The organism is Streptomyces venezuelae (genome assembly GCF_008642335.1).
GTDB lineage: Bacteria > Actinomycetota > Actinomycetes > Streptomycetales > Streptomycetaceae > Streptomyces > Streptomyces venezuelae_F.
Window position 1 is genome coordinate 6,872,711 of sequence record NZ_CP029191.1, and the last position, 18,248, is coordinate 6,890,958.

The window sequence follows — 18,248 nt, forward strand, 5'->3', positions numbered from 1 at the left end:
GAGCGTCCCTGACGCCCGCCCCCCGGGTGTGCCCGTTGCGCTCCGACGTGCGCACACTCCCACGGTGACCGTCCATCCCAAGGCACCCACGAGGGAGTTGCGACGCACCATGCGATCCCACACCACCACTGCAGCAGCCGCGAGGCCCAGGCGTCACCCGCACGACGACGCCCCCGACACCGCGGAAGCCTTCGCCCGCCTCGTCGAACTGGCACCGGGACCCGAGCGGGACACCCTGCGCCAGGAGATCGTCCAGGCCTGGCTCCCCATGGCGGAACGGCTCGCCGGCCGATTCCGCAACCGCGGCGAATCCCTCGACGACCTGCGGCAGGTCGCGGCCCTCGGCCTGGTCAAGGCCGTCGACCGCTACGACCCGCGGCGCGGCACCGCGTTCGAGAGCTACGCGGTCCCCACCGTCACGGGTGAGATCAAGCGGCACTTCCGCGACCACATGTGGACCCTGCACGTGCCGCGCCGCGTCCAGGACCTGCGCAACCGCGTACGGTTCGCCCGCCAGGACCTCTCCCAGACGGTCTCGGGGCGCGCCCCCACCACCGCCGAGATCGCCACCCACGCGCAGATGAGCGAGGAGGACGCCAAGGCCGGCCTGGAGGCGCTCGACAGCTTCACCGCGCTCTCCCTCGACGCCGAACTCCCCGGCAGCGAGGACGGCTACTCGCTGAGCGACGCCCTCGGCGGCACCGACCCGGCGCTCGACGTCGTCGTCGACCGGGAGGCCGTCAAGCCGCGGATCGCGCAGCTCCCCGAGCGCGAACGCACCATCCTCTACATGCGGTTCTTCGGCGACATGACGCAGAGCAGCATCGCCGACGAGATGGGCATCTCCCAGATGCACGTGTCCCGGCTCATCAGCCGCTGCTGCGACCGGCTGCGCGACCAGGTCATGAAGGACGCGGCCTGACACTCCGCCGCATCGCGAGCGCGATGTGCCGCGACATCACGTCGACCGTCCGCGCCTCGGCCATCGAGAAGGCGAGCCGCGCGCCGCTCCGGAAGAGCGTGAGGACGCCCTCCACCGGGCCGTGCGTGCGGGCGGTCAGCGGCACACACAGCAGGGACGTGACCTCGGCGCGTACGAGCACGTGCGCGCCGGACGCGTCCCTGCCGAACGCGTCCGGGTCCTCCGGGCGCACCTGAAGCGACGCCGCCCCGCCGCGTGCCGCCTCCACCACGAGGGGGCACGCGGCGGGGTCCTGCGCGAGGACGTCGGGGGCAGCCGGTGCGTCCGGTGGTCCCAGGACCGTGGTGCGCCGCAGCCTGGCGGCTCCCGCGTCGGCGATCACCCAGTCCGCGAACCGCCCGTGCAACACCCCGGCGGCCGCATCGAGGACAGCCGCGCCGTCCCCCGCGGGCACGGCGAGCAGCGCCGTCGTCATGGCGTCCAGCAGATCGAGCTGGGCCGCGTGCCGGGTCGCCTCACCGAGGTCGGGGGCCGGCCCCTGGACGCTCGGCCGGTGCTGCGCGTGGTCCTTCGTGGGCTGCAGCACGACGAGGACCGCGGTGCGCGGCTCCGCGCCGGGGCGCAGCGCGGTGAGGGTCGCGCGGACCGGGGTGCCGGGGCTCTGCTGCAGGTGCACGTTGAGACTCCGGTCGCCCTCGCCGCGGGCGACCGCCGCGGTCTGCGTACGGAACGCCACCCGGTCGGCGTGCATCAGGAACCCGGTCAGCGGGCGGCCCGTCGCATAGCCCGCGCGGACACCGGTCAGACCCGTCGCGGCGAAGTTCATGCGCCGCACCACGGTCTCCCTGTCGACCAGCGCCACCGGCAGCGGCATCCGCTGGAACAGGGACCGCAGCAGCCGCTGCTCGTCACGGTCCGCCGTGGCGTCGTCCCACTGCCCGTTGACGGCAAGACGCTCGTACGTCGGCCACAACTGGGCCGCCACATGGTCCAGTTCGAAGAGTGCGGCGTCCAGGACGGTGCCGAGGTCCCCGGCCGGGACGGAACGGGCCGACTTCAACTCGGCGACACGACGCAGGAAATCCGCGAGCTCTTCACCGAAAGCCTCCATCTGGGACATGCGCCGAACCTATCCGCTGCGACCGTTTTCCGTGAGCCGTGCCGGGAAGCCGAGGGAAGAGGAGGAACAGTCATGGCGCCCATGCCCGACCCGGACCTGCTTCGACCCCAGTCATCTCTGCCCGGCCGCAGGCTGTCCGAACTCGCCGAGCAGGCCGTGCGCTGCACCCCCGCCTGCTGCGGCGCGAGCACGACGGTGTCCGACGGCGGCGACGAACAGCCCATAGCCGTCACCCACCCCGACCTCGCCGGGCTCGTCTCCGTGCAACTGCGCTCCGGCGAAGGACCCATCCCCGCCGCCGAGGAGCGGGGCACGCCCGTCGACGCGGAGGACCTGCTGCGGGACGAGCGGTGGCCCGAGTACCGTGCGATGGCCCTCGACGCGGGCGTACGGTCCTGCGTCACGCTGCCCTTCCAGCGCGGCGGGCTCACCGTCACCCTGACCCTGTTCGGCTTCCGCCCCGGAGCGCTCGACGACCCCGGTCACGGGCCCGCCCGGGCGCTCGGGGACCTCGCCACGACGAGCTTCGTGCGCGACCGGCACTACCGCGCCGCGCTGACCGAGCTGGACCAGCTCGGCACGGCCATGCGGACCCGGCCGGTCGTGGACCAGGCGTCCGGCATCGTCATGCACGTCCTGGGCTGCGACGCGGACACCGCCTTCGGGGTGCTGCGCCGGATATCGCAGGCCACCAACCGCAAGCTCGCGGACGTCGCCGCGGCGCTCGTCGAGACGAAGGGCCGCGGCCTGGAACGCGAACTGGTATCGCTGGCCCGCTGAGTGCCTGTGTCATAACTCCGGCGAGAGCCTGTCCTCCGAGAGCGGAAGTGGCGGCGCCGGGCCGTCGGGGATACGTATGGATACGCAGGCACACGTACCGCCGACCGGCGCGGCGGACCAGTACGGCACGGAGGCACGGATGCGGCGCACGGAGACGGAGGGCCGCGGACCCGTCCGGTACGGGCCGCCCCAGCCGGAGCCGGGCCTCCCGGTCCTGCCCGAACTGGCGGCCGCCGCCGCGGCGGCGGCGGGCCGTTCCCCGGCCGAGCCCGCGGGTGGCGGCCCCGCGCTCCTCGACGCCGCGAGCGGCTACTGGGCCCGGCGCGGCCTGCCCGTGGAGCGCCACCAGGTCGTCGCCGCCCCCGGCGCCCCGCCCCTCCTGCTCGCCCTCACCGCGGCCCTCGGCGGCGACGTCCTGCTGCCGCGGCCCTGCGCCGCCTGGTGGGCGCCCCAGGCGCGGCTGCTCGGCCGCGACGTCTACCACGTGCCGACACCCGCCGAGTGCGGCGGCGTCCCCGACCCGTACGCCCTCCTGGAGACCGTCCGCAGGGTCCGCGAAGAGGGCGGAAGACCCCGGCTCCTCGTGCTCTCCGTCGCAGACGACCCGACCGCCACCGTGCCGCCGCCCGAAGTGCTCCACGAGACGGTGGAGGCCGCCGCCGGCGAAGGCCTGCACGTCGTCAGCGACGAGACGTGGCGCGACACCCTGCACCACCCCCGCGACACCGTCGTGATCGGCCCCGCCGAGATGGACCACGAGCGGGTGACCGTCCTGTGCGACCTCGCGGGGCCCTTCCTGCCCCCGGCGCTGCCCGCCGCCGTCGCCCGCTTCCCCGCGACTCCGGCGGGATCCGCCCTGCGCGCCCGCACCCTCGACGTCCTCACCGCGCTCGGCGCGACCCTCGCCGCACCCGCCGTCGCGGCGGCGTCGTACGCACTCGGCGAACCGGACCCGATCGTCGAACGGCTCGCCGCCGCCGTACGGCTGCACGCGCGCGTGGCCGACGCCGCGCAGCACGCGCTGCTCGCCGCGGGCGCCCTCGTCCGGCCCCCGCAGGCGGGCCGCCACCTCTACGCCGACCTGGGCCCCCTGCGCTCGGCGCTCGCCGCGCGGGACGTCGGTGACGCACAGGACCTGGAGGAGTACCTCGAAGCCCGCCTCGGCATGCCCGCACCGGGCGGCCACCGCTTCGGCGACGACTTCGACAAGCTGCGCGTACGCCTGTCCACGGGCCCCCTCCTCGGCGCGACCCCGGCGGAACAACAGGAGTCGCTCATGGCGCCCGACCCGCTGCGACTGCCGCACGTGAACCGTGCGCTGACCGCGTTCGGCGCGGCCTTCGACGACCTGCGCGCGGCCGTCGCGCGGCGGCCGGAACAGATGGAACGGACGGAACGGGCGGAACCGCCTCACTGACCCCGCTTGCGGTACTCGCGCACCAGCAGACGCACGGCCGCGGGGACGGCGGGCCGCGCCGACGAGACGAGGAGCCCGGCCCCCTTGGCGCGGGCCGCCCCGGCGGTGGCCTCCTCCATCCCGATCAGCGCCCGGCCGAAGGCACGGTGGGCCGCGGGAAGGTGCCCGACCAGCGCGTGGGCGGCGCGCAGGGACGTACAGGCGGCGTCGAGCTGCCGGGCGATCAGCTCACCGACCCCGGCGGTCGCCCGCCCCGCCACCAGGTCCTCCCGCGTCACCCCGTGACGCTCCAGCACGTCCCGGGGGAGGTTGAGGCGGCCGGCCCCGAGGTCGTCGGCCAGGTCGTTGACGAAGTCCAGACGCTGGCTGCCGTCGATGAACGCGCGGCAGGCGGAGCGGTACCCGGCGGGCTCGGCCCCCGGCGCGAGCACGTCGGCGAGGAGCATGAACGCGGGCAGGGAGTAGGCGTCGACGTAGCGCTGGTAGTCCGCCTCCGTGGCGAACCCGGCGAAGTCCAGCTCGACGGCCGCGCCGTCGAGGAACGCCTCGACGTGCCCGGCCAGACGCGGACGGGCCGCACAGGCGTGCAGCAACGGACGCAGCACGTCGTGGTCGCCGTGTCCCGTGGCCAGCGCCGCACGGACCTGCCCGGCCCACCGTTCGTACGCGGCCGTGCGCTCCCGCAGGAACCCCTCCCCGTCGAGGAGGCTGTCGGTGTGGTGCATGAACGCGGTCGCGGCCAGCAGATGGGGGACGGTCGGCCGGGGCAGCAACAGCCGGACGGCCGCGTACTGGGGGAACCGGTACCGCGCCACCACGCGGCGCTGCCGAGTGAAGTCGGCGCGCAGCCGCTCGCCCCGCACGTCGGCCGCGTCCAGCGCGGCATCCCACGAACCCATCCCTGTGCCGCCCCCATGTCCCGTTCCGCCGCTATGCCAGCGCGTGCCTGACCTTGCGCCAGAGCGCGGGCGCCACGCTGATCACCACGGTCAGCGCGACCGCCACCGCCACGCCCTCCCACGGCTCCTTGAAGAGCGACCCGCCGAGGATACCGATCAGCTGATACGTCACCGCCCACGCCAGACACGCGGGCACGTCCCCGCGGGCGAACCGGCGCAGCGGCATCTTCGCCATCAGGCACGCCAGCATCACCGGGATCCGGCCCGCGGGCACGAGCCGCGAGAGGACCAGGACCATCACCCCGTGGTCCGCCAGCTTCTCCTGCGCCTGCGCGAGACGTTCCTCCGGCGCCCGGTCGCGGATCGCCGCCAGCCAGCGCGACCCGTTCTTCGACTTCATGCCGCGCCGCCCCAGCCAGTACAGGGAGACGTCGCCGAGGAACGCGGCGAACGCCGCGACGCCGAAGACGATGAGCAGCGAGAACGGCGCCGTCTGGTGGAAGGCCACCACCGCCGCCGAACTGACCAGCGCTCCGGTCGGCACCACGGGCACCAGCGCGCCGACCGCCACGAGCAGGAACAGCGTCGGATAGCCGACGGCCTGCTGCGTACTCTCCGGCGTCACGCCGGCCACTGAGGCAAGCATTACTTGGACACCTCCGGCAGCACGCTCTCCCCGTGCGCGAGCCGGTGCACCGACACCTCGGGGGCGAGCCGGGCCGCATGACGCACGAACTCGTGCCCCGGCGCGTGGAACTCATGCGGACGTACGGCATCCATGCCAATGGGCCAGTACGTTCCGTAGTGCACCGGAACCGCGCTCCGCGGCCCGATCCGTGCCAACGCCTGCGCCGCTCGTCCCGCGTCCAGGTGGCCGTGGCCCAGATACGGGCCCCAGCCGCCCACCGGCAGCAGCGCCACGTCGACGGCACCGACCTCGTCGGCCATCCCGTCGAACAGTCCGGTGTCCCCGGCGAAGTACGTGCGCGCCTCACCCTCCACGACATAGCCGAGCGCGGGCGAACGGTGCGGTCCCACGGGCAGCCGCCGACCGTCGTGCAGCGCGGACACCACGCGTACGACGACCTCACCGACCGGGACCTCGTCGCCGGGCACGACCTCGGTGAAGCGGAGGTGCGGGAGCCGGCGCCGCAGCCCCGGCAGCGATCGTGCCGTGCCGTGCGGGACCAGGGCGCGGGTGCCCGGCGCGAGGCGGGCCAGCGAGGGCACGTGCAGGTGGTCGGCGTGCAGATGCGACAGAAGCACGACGTCGGCGACGGCCGCGTCCCGCGGCGGCAGGGCGCCTCTGCGCCGCCGCAGATGCGCGAGGCGGCGGGCGAACAGGGGGTCGGTCAGTACGCGGACGCCCGAGTCCTCGACCGTGCATGTGGCGTGACCCCACCATGTGACCTCGACGGGCACCCGGTTCCTCCTTCGTGCGACTGTCTCCGAGCCTACGGCCAGGAGTAGGGTCGGCGGCTGAGACCGAAGGTCAGGGGGACGCCGTGGAGGATGCCGTGGGCACCGCCGTCGTGGGCGCCGTACGCGTCGCGGCGATCGCCAGTCTGACGCCCCTGGAGGAGCTGGAGGCCGACCCCTTCCTGGTCGACTCGCGCAGCCAGCACGCGATGTGCGCGCGGTGGGCCGCCGCGCAGGGGTACGTGATCACGCGCGAACTCGTCGTACGGGGGCTGCGCGCCGATCACGCCGTGCTGTGGGGCGACGTCGAGGCCGGCCTCGTCGACCTCTTCGTCGTACCGAGCCGCCGGGTCCTGGAGCGGGCGCTGAGGTCCGCGGACGAGTTCACGGCGGAGTGTGCGCGGCGGGGGGTGCGGGTCGAGACGGCGGGGCTCGCGGAGCCGGCGTACGACTCCCGCATGAAGGCGAGTGTTCATCGGCGGCTGTCCATGCCGACGGCCGGGTACGACGGGTGCTGACCGGGCCCTCTTCGCCGCTCCGCGGCGAGGCCGTGCGCCGCTCCGCGGCGGTCTCCCACCCGCCCGCCCGTACTCCGCGCCCGAGCACCCGGTAAATCTCCGCCGCTCCGCGGCGGTATGGCACGCTGGGGGCGAAATCGGGGGTCGGGAAAGGCAGTGACGTGGGGCGATGGCGGAGAGTCGGAAGCGCCCTGTGGCGCGTCGTGGCGGTATGGGCCGTCAGCACGCTGACGATGCTCGTGCTCGCCGGCATCCTCCCGGACTTCAAGCTCCAGTCGGACGACGGCGACAGCGCCACCCGTATCGCGGTCACCGCCGCGTTCGGCGCCGGCGCGTTCGGACTGCTCTCGGTGCTCGTGTGGCCGCTGCTCGTGCGGGCCCTGCTGCTCGTGCCCGCGCTCGTGCTCGGCGTGCTCGCGTTCTTCCTCAACGGGTCCTTGCTGCTGCTCGCGCTGAGCCTCATCCCGGAGGGGCGCGGCGAGGCCGGTGCCGAGACCGCCGTCGTGGTCGCCGCCGTGATGTCCGCCGTCGCCTCGGCGACCGGCGGCGCGCTCGCCGTGCGGGACGACGACGCGTACCGGCGGCGGCTGTACCGGCTCGCCGACCGGCGGCGGCGCCGAGGCATCGACGGGACGCCCGGGCCCGCCACCCCCGGCACCGTCTTCATCCAGCTCGACGGGGTCGGGCACGACGTCCTGACCAGCGCCGTCGGGCGAGGGCTCATGCCCACGGTCGGGCGCTGGCTGGGGGACACGGGGGGCACCCACCGGCTCACCCCGTGGCGCACCGACTGGTCCAGTCAGACCGGGGCCAGTCAGCTCGGCATCCTGCACGGTTCCAATCACGACGTGCCCGCGTTCCGGTGGTACGAGAAGGACACCGGCGAGGTCATGGTCAGCAATCGGCCCGCCTCCGCCGTGGAGCTGCAGCGCCGGGCCGTCGAACGGACCGGTGACGGCGGGCTCCTCACCGTGGACGGCGCGAGCCGCGGCAACCTGTTCAGCGGGGGCGCCGAGCAGCTCGCCCTCGTGCTGTCCGTGGCGGCGAGGCGAGGGAAGGAGAACCGGTCGCGGGCCGGGTACTTCGCGTACTTCTCCGATCCCGCCAACGCCGTCCGTACCGCGCTCTCCTTCGTCGCGGAGGTCTTCCGCGAGATCGGCGAGTCCACGGGCGCCCGGTTCAAGCGGCGCCGCCCGCGGGTGAGCCGCGGTGGCCTGTATCCGTTCATCCGCGCCTTCGCGACCGTCGTCGAGCGTGATGTCGTCGTCGCGGCCGTCATCGGGGACATGCTCGCGGGGCGCAGCGCGGTCTACGCCGACCTCGTCGCGTACGACGAAGTGGCGCACCACTCCGGTCCTTCCGGGAAGGACGTCGACAAGGTGCTGCGGCGGCTCGACCGGTCGCTCGCGCTCCTCGACCAGGTCAGGGAGCACGCACCGCGCGCCTATCGGATCGTGGTGCTCTCCGACCACGGGCAGAGCCCCGGCGAGACGTTCCGCACCCGCTACGGCCTGACGCTCGGCGATCTCGTCCGGGCCGGCTGCGGGCTTCCCGTGCCGCGCAAGGCGCAGCGCACGCACAGCGGCGCGGAGGCCAGGGCGGCCGTGCGGGCCGCGCTGCGCAGGCCCGTGGAGGAGGGCGCGGAGCAGCGCAGGCCGGTGCGCCGCGCCGAGCCGATCGTGCTGGCGTCCGGGAATCTCGGGCTCGTGTCGTTCCCCGACGTGCGGCACCGCATGACGCGCGAGGAGATCGACCTCAGGCATCCGGCGCTGCTCCCGACGCTCGCCAACCATCCGGGCGTCGGGTTTCTGCTCGTACGCAGCGCGGCGCGGGGCGCGCTGGTGCTCGGGGCGCGCGGCGCCGAGGTGTATCTGGACGAGGCGCCGACCGACCTCGGGCCGCTCGCCGACTTCGGGCCGGGGGCGGCGGAGGCCGTGCGGCGCACCGACGGTTTTCCGCACGTCGCGGACATCATGGTCAACTCCTGGTACGACCCGGACGAGGGCGAGGTGCTCGCCTTCGAGGAGCAGATCGGGTCGCACGGCGGGCTCGGCGGGGCGCAGTCCCGGCCGTTCCTGCTGTCGCCGCTCGTGCTGGGCGATCCGGTGGCGGACGGCGAGGAGCTGGTCGGCGCCGAGCAGGTCCACCGCGTACTGCGGGGGTGGCTGGGGGAGGGGTCGGGGCCCGAGGTGCCCATGTCCGCCGACGTGAACGATTCCCTGTCCGGCGCGCCGGGCGGCACAGCTTTTACTGTTCCCGACCGCGCCGTGCAGGACAAAACACTCTGATTTGTGGCAGCGACCGCCGTGCCCGACCATGTCTTCCGCCCGGCGATCCCGGGCGCCGGGCACGACGAGAGGCGCACCACCCCATGCACGACACCGGAACCGTGGCACCGTCGGATCCGGCCCCCGACCAGGGAGAACCCGGGGAGGGTCACTCCGCGCAGGGTGCGAGCAGGCACGCCCGGCGCTTCGGACTTCCGATCGCCACCTGCCTCGTCATGGGGAACATCATCGGCGGCGGCATCTTCCTGCTCCCGGCCTCCGTCGCCCCGTTCGGCACGATCAGCCTCGTCGCGTTCGCCGTCCTGACCGCGGGCGCCATCGCCCTCGCGCTGGTCTTCGGACGGCTCGCCCAGCGCGATCCGCGGACCGGCGGACCGTACGTCTACGCCCGCGCCGCGTTCGGCGACTTCGCGGGGTTCCTGGCCGCCTGGTCGTACTGGATCACCACCTGGGTGTCCAACGCCGCGCTGGCCGTCGCCGCCGTCGGCTATCTCGACGTCCTGATCCCGGTCAACGACCACAAGTGGTCGGCCTGTGCGGCCGCGCTGGTCCTGCAACTGCTGCCGGCGCTCGCGAACTTCGCGGGCACGCGGTACGTGGGCGCCGTCCAGCTGGTCGCCACCGTCCTGAAGTTCGTGCCGCTGCTGCTCGTCGCGGTCGGCGGTCTCTTCTTCTTCGACAGCGCCAACCTCGGGCCGTTCCAGGCGAGCGACGACAGCCCGACGGGCGCTGTCTCGGCCGCCGCCGCGATCCTGCTCTTCTCCTACCTGGGCGTGGAGTCCGCCGCCGTCAGCGCCGGCGAGGTGCGCGACCCGCGCCGCAATGTCGGGCGCGCCACCATCCTCGGCACCCTCGGTGCGGCCGTCGTGTATCTGCTCGGCACGCTCGCCGTCTTCGGGACGGTCGCGCACGAAAAGCTGGTGGCGTCCACCGCGCCCTTCTCGGACGCCGTCGACGTGATGTTCGGAGGCTCCTGGGGCGGCACCGCGGTCGCCTGCGCCGCGCTCGTCTCGATGGTCGGCGCCCTCAACGGATGGACGCTCCTGAGCGCGCAGACGCCGTACGCGGCCGCCCAGGACGGGCTGTTCCCGAGCGCGTTCGGGAAGAAGAAGCGCGGGGTGCCGACGGTCGGCGTCCTGGTCACCGTCGTCCTCGCCTCGCTGCTCACCGTCTACAACTACACGGCGGGCTCGGGCGGCGTCTTCGAGTCCCTCGTCCTGATCACCACGTTCACGGCGACGGTGCCCTACCTCCTGGCCACCGCCGCGCAGATCTACTTCCTGGTGTCCGGGCAGCGCGACCGCGTGCACCGGGGGCGTCTGGTGCGGGACTCGGTCCTCGCGGGCGCCGCGTTCGCGTTCTCCATGTGGCTGGTCGCCGGGTCCGGGTACGCGGCCGTCTACCAGGGCGTGCTGTTCCTCTTCGTGGGCGTGCTCGTCTACGCGTGGATGGCGGCCCGCAAGCAGCGGGCCGCCACCGAAGGCCACTGAAAGCCGGTCGCACCTACCTCGCCAGCGGCGCGACGACCCAGCGGCGTGTCTTGAACATGCTGTCCCGCGAGCCGAGCTCGATCAGCTTGCGGGCCGCCGGATAGGCCTCGTTGCCCTCCAGCTCATAGCCGACCTCGAACGTGCCGGGCACATCCGTGACCTGCGGCTGCGGTGCGGCCGCCGCCCGCTGTCCGGGCTCGTCGGCGGTGACCGCGGCGAGCTCGGCGAGCAGCTTCCGCTGCGCCGCGTCGAGCGCCTTGCGCGGGTCCCGCTCCAGCGGCGCCGCCGTGGCCTTGCCGCCCTTGGGCGGCGGGGGCGACACCTCCGTGCTCGGCTCGCGCGTGACGCCGGTGGCCCGGCGCGTCGCGATCTGCGCCTGGACGGCGGTGCCGTCGTTGTCGAGACCGACCCGGATCAGACCGCGTCCCGGAGTGATGACGGGCACGCCGTCGAAGACCTGCCGGAACGTCACGTGCGTCTGCAGCGACACGGGGCGCCCGACCTCGGAGCCGTCCTTCGTGCCGGAGTTCTGCATCAGGTCGTGCACGCTGTCGACGACGAGGTCGGCGCCGTCGGCGTACCGCTCGGCGAACGCGCGCGCCGCCTCGATCGCCCGCTCGGTGGGCAGCTGCTGGGTGTTGCGGTGGTTGGGCTCGGCGAGCCGCACCCAGCGGACGCCCTCGGGGCCCGTGGAGATCACGCGGTCGCCGGAGGACGCGTTGAGCACGCCGAGCCGGTCGACCTGGACCTCCTGCAGCGCCGCCGACGGGAAGTCGGCGAGCTGCCCGAGCGCGCCGAGCTCGGCGCTCGGCTCGCGGGGCGCGAGCTGGACGATCTGGTGCTGCCCGGGCAGCTGGGCGAGCGGTTCCCTGATGCCTTCGCGGGCGTAGTACCAGCGCCACGCGTACCAGTTGTCCGGCACGTGCTCGCGGAAGAAGTTCCGCTCGGTGTTGAGCCGGTTGGTGGCCTCGGCCTGGGTGGACCCGACGGCGCAGACGGAGGGCGCCTGCCCGTGGTAGATGTCCCAGCTGGCGTTGAGCCAGGCGTCGCAGTACGTCTGGCCGGCCCGCCACTTCTCCCAGAACTTCTTGCCGTAGTCCGGGCTGTCGATGCTGACCGTCTCGAACCCGAAGATCATCCGGAAGCCGATGTTGGGTCCGGCCCAGGTGCGGATCGGGGAGTGCCCGCCGAGGACGCGCAGCGAGGTGCACGTCGACCAGAAGACGTAGTTCGCCTTCTCGTTGCCGAGCGCCATCCGGTTGGAGATGGCGTCGCTGCGGCCGTCCCAGACGGCGCCGAGCGGTGCGAAGAAGACGCCGTTGTTGTCCATGCCGCCGTGGCCGGAGTGGTAGACGGCGACGACGGCGTCCATGCCGTAGCGGTCCTGCCAGTTGTCGTACGTCTCCTCGTACGCCCACACCTGCGCGCCGCCGTCGGCGAACCAGAAGTTCCGGTCGTAGAACTGCTGGAGGTACGCCAGCCAGCCGGTGGCGTCGCCGTGGGTGTGGGAGAGCGGCGACTGGTTGACGAACTTCTGGATGCTGAAGGCACCCCACCAGCCGAAGGTCGAGTCCCGGTCGCCGGCGGCGCCGGGCTTCTCGGGTTCGAGCGGGGACGGACCGTGGTCCGAGTAGTTGATGCGCATGGCCATACCCCCTGAGAGATCTCCTCGTTCCGTGCGCGAGGGGGCCTCAAAGTGTCACCGCGGACGCGCCTTGCCCAGTTGCCATTCCGGCCATCGGCCCCCCGTCACGGACCTGTTCCCGCACCTCAGAAGCCTCTGTGGCGCGTCGGCCCACACAACGTGTTCGTATCGGGCGACGCGCACCTGCGCACCCCGCTCGAACACCTCCGTCGGCCCGCTGTGCCCCGCGCGGCCCGTTTTCATCCGGAGTGTGATCGGATGGAGGCCAACGGAACTTCCGTTCACGGATCCGCATTGAAGGGAAACGCATCGTGGCTACCACGCGCTCCGCGCACACGGTCTGGGAAGGCTCTCTGACGGAGGGTTCGGGCATCGTCACCTTCGACTCCTCCGGCATCGGGGAGCAGGCGGTGTCCTGGCCGTCGCGCGCCGAGGAGGCGAACGGCAAGACCAGCCCGGAGGAGCTGATCGCCGCCGCGCACTCCAGCTGCTTCTCCATGGCGCTGTCGCACACCCTGACCGGCAAGGGCAACCCGCCCACCCGCCTCACCGCCTCCGCCGACGTGACCCTGACGCCCGGCACCGGCATCACCGGCATCCACCTCACGGTCGAGGGCGTCGTGCCCGGTATCGACGAGGCCGCCTTCGTCGAGGCGGCCGAGGCCGCCAAGGCGGGCTGCCCGGTGAGCCAGGCCCTGTCCGGTACGGACATCACCCTCTCGGCCAAGCTGGCCTGAAACAGAGCCTGTTGACAGTGCCGTCACCCCTGTCGGGGTGGCGGCATTGTCGTGCGCGGCATTGACATCAGCCCGCTCAAGTTTTGTGATGGAGAACGGAGTAGACCGGGAAACGGGGGACGTCAGCTCGCGGCGGAAGGGACTGGACCATGGCACGTGCGGTCGGGATCGATCTCGGGACGACGAACTCAGTGGTGGCCGTGCTGGAGGGGGGTGAACCCACCGTCGTCGCCAACGCGGAGGGCGCGCGCACCACCCCCTCCGTCGTCGCCTTCGCGAAGAACGGCGACGTCCTGGTGGGCGAGGTCGCCAAGCGGCAGGCCGTCACCAACGTGGAGCGCACCGCGCGCTCCGTCAAACGCCATATGGGAAACGGGAGTTGGCGCTTCCCGGAGAGTGGCGACGTCGACGGCACCCGCTACACCGCGCAGGAGCTCTCCGCGCGCGTCCTGCAGAAGCTCAAGCGCGACGCCGAGGCGTATCTGGGTGAGGACGTCACCGACGCGGTGGTCACCGTGCCCGCGTACTTCGACGACACCCAGCGCCAGGCCACCAAGGAGGCCGGCGAGATCGCGGGCCTCAACGTCCTGCGCATCGTCAACGAGCCGACGGCGGCCGCCCTGGCGTACGGCCTGGACAAGGGCGACGACCAGACCGTCCTCGTCTTCGACCTCGGCGGCGGCACCTTCGACGTGTCGCTCCTGGAGATGGGCGAGGGCGTCATCGAGGTCAAGGCCACCAACGGCGACACGCAGCTGGGCGGCGACGACTGGGACCAGCGGATCGTCGAGCACCTGGTGCGCCAGTTCAAGAACGGGCACGGCGTGGACCTCGGCAAGGACAAGATGGCGCTCCAACGCCTGCGCGAGGGCGCCGAGAAGGCGAAGATCGAGCTGTCCTCGTCGAGCGAGACGGACATCAACCTGCCCTACATCACGGCGTCCGCGGAAGGCCCGCTGCACCTCGCCGAGAAGCTGACGCGCGCCCAGTTCCAGGAGCTCACGGCGGACCTGCTCGACCGCTGCAAGGCGCCCTTCCACCAGGCGGTGAAGGACGCGGGCGTCAAGCTCTCCGCCGTCGACCACGTCATCCTCGTCGGCGGCTCCACCCGCATGCCCGCGGTGACGGACCTGGTCAGGGAGCTCACCGGCAAGGACCCGCACAAGGGCGTCAACCCCGACGAGGTCGTCGCGCTCGGCGCGGCGCTCCAGGCGGGCGTCATCCGCGGCGACGTGAAGGACGTGCTGCTCCTCGACGTGACCCCGCTGTCCCTCGGCATCGAGACCAAGGGCGGCATCATGACCAAGCTCATCGAGCGCAACACCACGATCCCCACCCGGCGTTCGGAGACCTTCTCCACCGCCGAGGACAACCAGCCCTCGGTCGGCATCCAGGTCTTCCAGGGCGAGCGGGAGATCGCCGCGTACAACAAGAAGCTCGGCGTCTTCGACCTGACCGGCCTGCCGCCCGCCCCGCGCGGCGTCCCGAAGATCGAGGTCACCTTCGACATCGACGCCAACGGGATCATGCACGTCTCGGCGAAGGACGAGGCCACGGGACGCGAGCAGCGCATGACGGTGACCGGCGGCTCCGCGCTGCCGAAGGACGACATCAACCGGATGGTGCGGGAGGCCGAGGAGCACGCGGAGGAGGACCGCAGGCGCCGCGAGGCGGCGGAGACCCGCAACCAGGCCGAGCAGCTCGTCTACCAGACGGAGCGCTTCCTGCGGGAGAACGGCGAGCGGGTGCCGGTGGACACGAAGAACGAGGTGGAGGCCGCGGCGGCCGAGTTGAAGGACATCCTCAAGAACCGCTCCGACGACACGAACGCCCTGCGCACCGGCGCCGAGAAGCTGGCGACGGTGAGCCAGAAGATGGGGCAGGCGATGTACGCGGACGCGGACGCGGGCGGGGGCGCGGGCGGGGGCGCGGGCGGGGGCGCCTCGGACGGTCAGCAGCCGCCGCAGGGCAGCGCAGAAGAAGGAGTGGTGGACGCGGAGATCGTGGATGAGGAGGACAGGAGCTCGGGGGAGAAGGGCGAGCGGGGCAAGGGCGGCGCGCAGTAGGTGTGGCGGGAGCGGGTGGGGTCACGAACCCGTCCGCTCCCAGCCCCGCCGGTCCGGGCGCGCCCCGACCCGCTTGGGGTCCCGGCTGCGGTAGACCACGTACGGCCGGAACAGGTACTGCACCGGCGCGCTGAACATGTGGATCAGCCGGGTGAAGGGCACCAGGGCGATGAGGAGCATCCCGATCACCGCGTGGATCTCGTAGAGCACCGGCACGCCCGCCATCCTGTCGATGTCGGGCTGGAGCGTGAAGAGGCTGCGTGCCCAGGGCGCGATGGACATGCGGTAGTTGTAGCCGTCGCCGGAGGCGTGCGTCAGTTTGGCGACCATGCCGAGCACGATCGCCGCGAACAGCACCAGGTACATCAGCTTGTCGTTGGCGGTCGTCGCGCGGAACACGGGGGTGTTGGTGCGCCGCCGGTAGAGCAGCAGCAGGATGCCGAGGACGAGGAGGACGCCGGCCGCCGTGCCGCCGTAGAGCGAGAGCAGGTGGTACGTGTGTTCCGTGAGGCCGACCTTGTCCGTCCACGACTCCGGTACGAACAGCCCCATCAGGTGGCCGACGAGCACGAACAGGATGCCGTAGTGGAACATCGGCGACGCGATGTTGAGCAGCTTCGACTCGTAGACCTGCGAGGAGCGGGTCGTCCAGCCGAACTTGTCGTAGCGGTAGCGCCAGACGATGCCCGCGACGAGCAGGACGAACGCGACGTAGGGGAGCACGCCCCACAGCAGTGTCTTCATGAGGTGCGCTCCCCGATGAGTGCGAAGGGCTGGAGTCCGACCTCTTCGCGCGGCGGCCCGGAGCGGGCCAGGGCCCGCGCCTCCGCGCGGTCCTTGGGCGAGGGTCCTGGCAGGGTCGCGCACACCGCGTCGAGGACCGCCGCGTAGGGCGTGCCGAAGTCGGTGAGCGCGATCCGCAGCAGTTCGAGGCCGCTGCGGTGCTCCTGGAGGAGGGCGGGCCCCGCGTGCGCGGAGAACTCCAGGACGGCGGGGAGGAAGTCCGGCAGTTCCTCGCCGGTGAACTCCATGCCGTGTTCCCGGTAGACCTCCTTGAACCGGACCAGTGCCATGCCGCGCCGCCGGGTGTCGCCGTCGCGCCACCAGCTCAGGTACAGGCTGTGGCGGTTCTTGAAGTCGAAGACGCGGACGTAGTGCGCGGCGAGCTCGCGCGGTTCTGTCGTCTCGGCGTGGGTGAGGAAGCCGTCGAGACCGGCCGGGGCGGCCGCCCGCAGCAGCGGGAGCCGCGTGTGGAACTCGTCGTCCGGGTAGGCCAGGCAGAGCGCCGCCGCCTGGTACAGGACCGCGTGCCGCGTCACCTGTCGTCCTCCTTCGCCGCGTTGGCCTTCTCTTCCGCGCTGGGCTGTTCGTCGGCGGTCTGCCGGGCGCGCAGCGTGTGGAAGTTCTCGATGGTGACCAGCGGCAGCTGCCGGCGTCCGGAGTCCTGCCCGAAGGGCCCGTCGTCGCCCATCCCGGGGCCGTCCTCGTAGTCGAGGCTGCACGAGTCGGGGAGCGCGGACTCCTCCAGGCGCTGGGCGTCGGCGACGGCGGCGGTCGGGATGACGTACCGGTCCTCGTACTTCGCGATGGCGAGCAGCCGGTACATCTCCTCGATCTCCTGGCCCGTCATGCCGACCGCGTCGGCGGTCGAACCGTCGGGCGTGTCACCGAGGTTGATGGCCCGCATGTGGGACCGCATCGCCGCGAGCTTCTCCAGCGAGGCGCGTACGGGACCGACGTCACCCGCGGTGAAGATCTCCGCGAGGTATTCGAGCGGGATGCGCAGCGTGTCGATGGCGCCGAACAGGTTGCCGAGGTCCTCGCCGTCGTGGCCGGTCTCCGTCAGCGCGTCCACCACGGGGGAGAGCGGCGGGATGTACCAGACCATCGGCATGGTGCGGTACTCCGGGTGCAGCGGAAGCGCCACCTTGTACTTGCTGATCAGCGCGTGCACGGGGGAGCGGCGCGCCGCCTCGATCCAGTCGTACGAGATGCCGTCCCGCTCGGCCGCGCGCCGCACCTCGGGGTCCTCGGGGTCGAGGAAGACGTCCAACTGGGCCTCGTACAACTTGTGTTCGTCGGGCTCGGAGGCGGCGGCCGTCACCTTGTCGGCGTCGTACAGGATCACGCCCAGGTAGCGGAGGCGCCCCACGCACGTCTCCGAGCAGACCGTCGGCAGGCCCACCTCGATGCGTGGGTAGCACATCGTGCACTTCTCGGCCTTGCCGGTGCGGTGGTTGAAGTACACCTTCTTGTACGGGCAGCCCGTCACGCACTTGCGCCAGCCGCGGCAGTGGTCCTGGTCGACGAGGACGATGCCGTCCTCCGACCGCTTGTACATCGCGCCGGACGGGCACGACGCCACGCACGCCGGGTTGAGGCAGTGCTCGCAGATCCTCGGCAGGTAGAACATGAAGGTCTGCTCGAAGGCGAACTTGATCTTGTCCGTGACCTGCTGGCGCGTCTTCTCCACCATCGGGTCGAGGTCGCCGTGCTCGGTGGCGCCGCCGAGGTTGTCGTCCCAGTTCGAGGACCACTCGATCTTCATGGGCTTGCCGCTGATCAGCGAGCGCGGCTCGGCCACCGGGAAGTCGTCGCCGAGCGGGGCGTCGGTGAGGTTGCGGTACTCGTACGTCCAGGGCTCGTAGTAGTCCTTGATCTCCGGCAGCTTGGGGTTGGAGAAGATCTCCAGGAGCGACTTGATCCGGCCGCCGTTCTTCAGCTTCAGGGCGCCCCGCTTGTTCAGCTCCCAGCCGCCGCGCCACTTCTCCTGGTCCTCGTAGCGGCGCGGGTAGCCCTGGCCGGGCCGGGTCTCGACGTTGTTGAACCAGACGTACTCCATGCCGTCGCGGTTGGTCCACGCCTGCTTGCAGGTGACCGAACACGTGTGACACCCGATGCACTTGTCGAGGTTCATCACCATCGCGATCTGTGCCATACAGCGTCC

The 18,248-nt window shown here is 72.2% G+C and carries 16 protein-coding genes; 8 read left to right on the top strand and 8 right to left on the bottom strand.

From position 1 onward, the window contains the following. The first annotated feature begins 109 nt into the window (after window positions 1–109). A complete protein-coding gene (locus DEJ49_RS30795; protein ID WP_150187135.1) occupies window positions 110–922 on the top strand; it encodes an RNA polymerase sigma factor SigF in 813 nt (270 codons plus the stop codon). On the opposite strand, the gene DEJ49_RS30800 is transcribed toward DEJ49_RS30795, so the two are convergent. Further along, a complete protein-coding gene (locus DEJ49_RS30800; protein WP_150187136.1) occupies window positions 903–2,042 on the bottom strand; it encodes a PAS domain-containing protein in 1,140 nt (379 codons plus the stop codon). The two genes, DEJ49_RS30795 and DEJ49_RS30800, sit on opposite strands and share 20 nt — an antisense overlap. Before the next feature lie 81 nt (window positions 2,043–2,123). Between DEJ49_RS30800 and DEJ49_RS30805 the strand changes: the two genes are divergently transcribed. Next, window positions 2,124–2,822: an ANTAR domain-containing response regulator gene (locus DEJ49_RS30805; protein ID WP_150188583.1), complete on the top strand. Its 699-nt coding sequence runs from the start codon at window positions 2,124–2,126 to the stop codon at window positions 2,820–2,822. 139 nt (window positions 2,823–2,961) lie between these two features. Further along, window positions 2,962–4,239, top strand: a complete 1,278-nt coding sequence (locus DEJ49_RS30810) for an aminotransferase class I/II-fold pyridoxal phosphate-dependent enzyme (protein WP_150188584.1) — start codon at window positions 2,962–2,964, stop codon at window positions 4,237–4,239. Here the strand turns inward: DEJ49_RS30810 and DEJ49_RS30815 are convergent. The 3 genes from DEJ49_RS30815 to DEJ49_RS30825 are packed head-to-tail and all read right to left on the bottom strand — an operon-like array spanning window position 4,233 to window position 6,560. Then, entirely contained in the window at window positions 4,233–5,138 is a 906-nt protein-coding gene (locus DEJ49_RS30815) for a phytoene/squalene synthase family protein (RefSeq protein WP_150187137.1), read from the bottom strand. The genes DEJ49_RS30810 and DEJ49_RS30815 overlap by 7 nt on opposite strands. Window positions 5,139–5,169: 31 nt before the next feature. After that, entirely contained in the window at window positions 5,170–5,784 is a 615-nt protein-coding gene (locus DEJ49_RS30820) for a DedA family protein (protein WP_150187138.1), read from the bottom strand. Then, a complete protein-coding gene (locus tag DEJ49_RS30825) occupies window positions 5,784–6,560 on the bottom strand; it encodes an MBL fold metallo-hydrolase (protein ID WP_150187139.1) in 777 nt (258 codons plus the stop codon). The genes DEJ49_RS30820 and DEJ49_RS30825 overlap by 1 nt, the downstream gene beginning before the upstream one ends. Window positions 6,561–6,670: 110 nt before the next feature. On the opposite strand from DEJ49_RS30825, the gene DEJ49_RS30830 reads away from it, so the two are divergent. The 3 genes from DEJ49_RS30830 to DEJ49_RS30840 all read left to right on the top strand — a co-directional run bounded on the left by DEJ49_RS30830 (window position 6,671) and on the right by DEJ49_RS30840 (window position 10,853). After that, entirely contained in the window at window positions 6,671–7,075 is a 405-nt protein-coding gene (locus tag DEJ49_RS30830) for a hypothetical protein (protein WP_150176011.1), read from the top strand. A gap of 161 nt (window positions 7,076–7,236) precedes the next feature. Next, the gene (locus DEJ49_RS30835; protein ID WP_150187140.1) at window positions 7,237–9,363 is read left to right on the top strand and encodes a phage holin family protein; all 2,127 of its coding nucleotides are present in this window, start codon (window positions 7,237–7,239) and stop codon (window positions 9,361–9,363) included. An 83-nt stretch (window positions 9,364–9,446) separates the two neighbouring features. Continuing rightward, window positions 9,447–10,853 (top strand): amino acid permease, encoded by a 1,407-nt coding sequence (locus tag DEJ49_RS30840; RefSeq protein WP_150187141.1) that lies wholly within the window; start codon window positions 9,447–9,449, stop codon window positions 10,851–10,853. 13 nt (window positions 10,854–10,866) lie between these two features. On the opposite strand, the gene DEJ49_RS30845 is transcribed toward DEJ49_RS30840, so the two are convergent. After that, window positions 10,867–12,504, bottom strand: a complete 1,638-nt coding sequence (locus DEJ49_RS30845) for a DUF6345 domain-containing protein (RefSeq protein WP_223833053.1) — start codon at window positions 12,502–12,504, stop codon at window positions 10,867–10,869. Between the two features lie 305 nt (window positions 12,505–12,809). Here DEJ49_RS30845 and DEJ49_RS30850 point away from each other — a divergent pair, with 305 nt between their 5' ends. Together DEJ49_RS30850 and dnaK are read left to right on the top strand one after the other, a co-directional pair. Continuing rightward, window positions 12,810–13,235, top strand: coding sequence for an OsmC family peroxiredoxin (locus DEJ49_RS30850; RefSeq protein WP_150187142.1), 426 nt, complete (start codon window positions 12,810–12,812; stop codon window positions 13,233–13,235). Between the two features lie 149 nt (window positions 13,236–13,384). Then, window positions 13,385–15,301, top strand: coding sequence for a molecular chaperone DnaK (gene dnaK / locus DEJ49_RS30855; RefSeq protein ID WP_150187143.1), 1,917 nt, complete (start codon window positions 13,385–13,387; stop codon window positions 15,299–15,301). Window positions 15,302–15,322: 21 nt separating this feature from the next. Here the strand turns inward: dnaK and narI are convergent, their stop codons facing one another. From narI to narH, 3 genes are read right to left on the bottom strand one after another with little or no spacing between them, the layout of a single operon-like run. Further along, window positions 15,323–16,045 carry a respiratory nitrate reductase subunit gamma gene (narI, locus tag DEJ49_RS30860; protein WP_150187144.1) on the bottom strand — a complete coding sequence of 241 codons (723 nt, stop codon included), beginning with the start codon at window positions 16,043–16,045 and terminating at the stop codon, window positions 15,323–15,325. Beyond that, window positions 16,042–16,620, bottom strand: a complete 579-nt coding sequence (gene narJ / locus DEJ49_RS30865) for a nitrate reductase molybdenum cofactor assembly chaperone (RefSeq protein WP_150187145.1) — start codon at window positions 16,618–16,620, stop codon at window positions 16,042–16,044. The genes narI and narJ overlap by 4 nt, the downstream gene beginning before the upstream one ends. Then, window positions 16,617–18,239 (bottom strand): nitrate reductase subunit beta, encoded by a 1,623-nt coding sequence (gene narH, locus DEJ49_RS30870; protein ID WP_150187146.1) that lies wholly within the window; start codon window positions 18,237–18,239, stop codon window positions 16,617–16,619. Before narH ends, narJ begins: the two co-directional genes overlap by 4 nt. Window positions 18,240–18,248: the final 9 nt, after the last annotated feature.

What these genes read in the sequence shown, in the direction of transcription:
- dnaK (WP_150187143.1), top strand. Translation starts at nt 13,385, where the DNA reads ATGGCACGTGCGGTCGGGATCGATCTCGGGACGACGAACTCAGTGGTG.
- DEJ49_RS30840 (WP_150187141.1), top strand. Translation starts at nt 9,447, where the DNA reads ATGCACGACACCGGAACCGTGGCACCGTCGGATCCGGCCCCCGACCAG.
- DEJ49_RS30820 (WP_150187138.1), bottom strand. Translation starts at nt 5,784, where the DNA reads ATGCTTGCCTCAGTGGCCGGCGTGACGCCGGAGAGTACGCAGCAGGCC.
- DEJ49_RS30805 (WP_150188583.1), top strand. Translation starts at nt 2,124, where the DNA reads ATGCCCGACCCGGACCTGCTTCGACCCCAGTCATCTCTGCCCGGCCGC.
- narI (WP_150187144.1), bottom strand. Translation starts at nt 16,045, where the DNA reads ATGAAGACACTGCTGTGGGGCGTGCTCCCCTACGTCGCGTTCGTCCTG.
- DEJ49_RS30810 (WP_150188584.1), top strand. Translation starts at nt 2,962, where the DNA reads ATGCGGCGCACGGAGACGGAGGGCCGCGGACCCGTCCGGTACGGGCCG.
- DEJ49_RS30800 (WP_150187136.1), bottom strand. Translation starts at nt 2,042, where the DNA reads ATGTCCCAGATGGAGGCTTTCGGTGAAGAGCTCGCGGATTTCCTGCGT.
- DEJ49_RS30815 (WP_150187137.1), bottom strand. Translation starts at nt 5,138, where the DNA reads ATGGGTTCGTGGGATGCCGCGCTGGACGCGGCCGACGTGCGGGGCGAG.
- DEJ49_RS30845 (WP_223833053.1), bottom strand. Translation starts at nt 12,504, where the DNA reads ATGGCCATGCGCATCAACTACTCGGACCACGGTCCGTCCCCGCTCGAA.
- DEJ49_RS30795 (WP_150187135.1), top strand. Translation starts at nt 110, where the DNA reads ATGCGATCCCACACCACCACTGCAGCAGCCGCGAGGCCCAGGCGTCAC.
- narH (WP_150187146.1), bottom strand. Translation starts at nt 18,239, where the DNA reads ATGGCACAGATCGCGATGGTGATGAACCTCGACAAGTGCATCGGGTGT.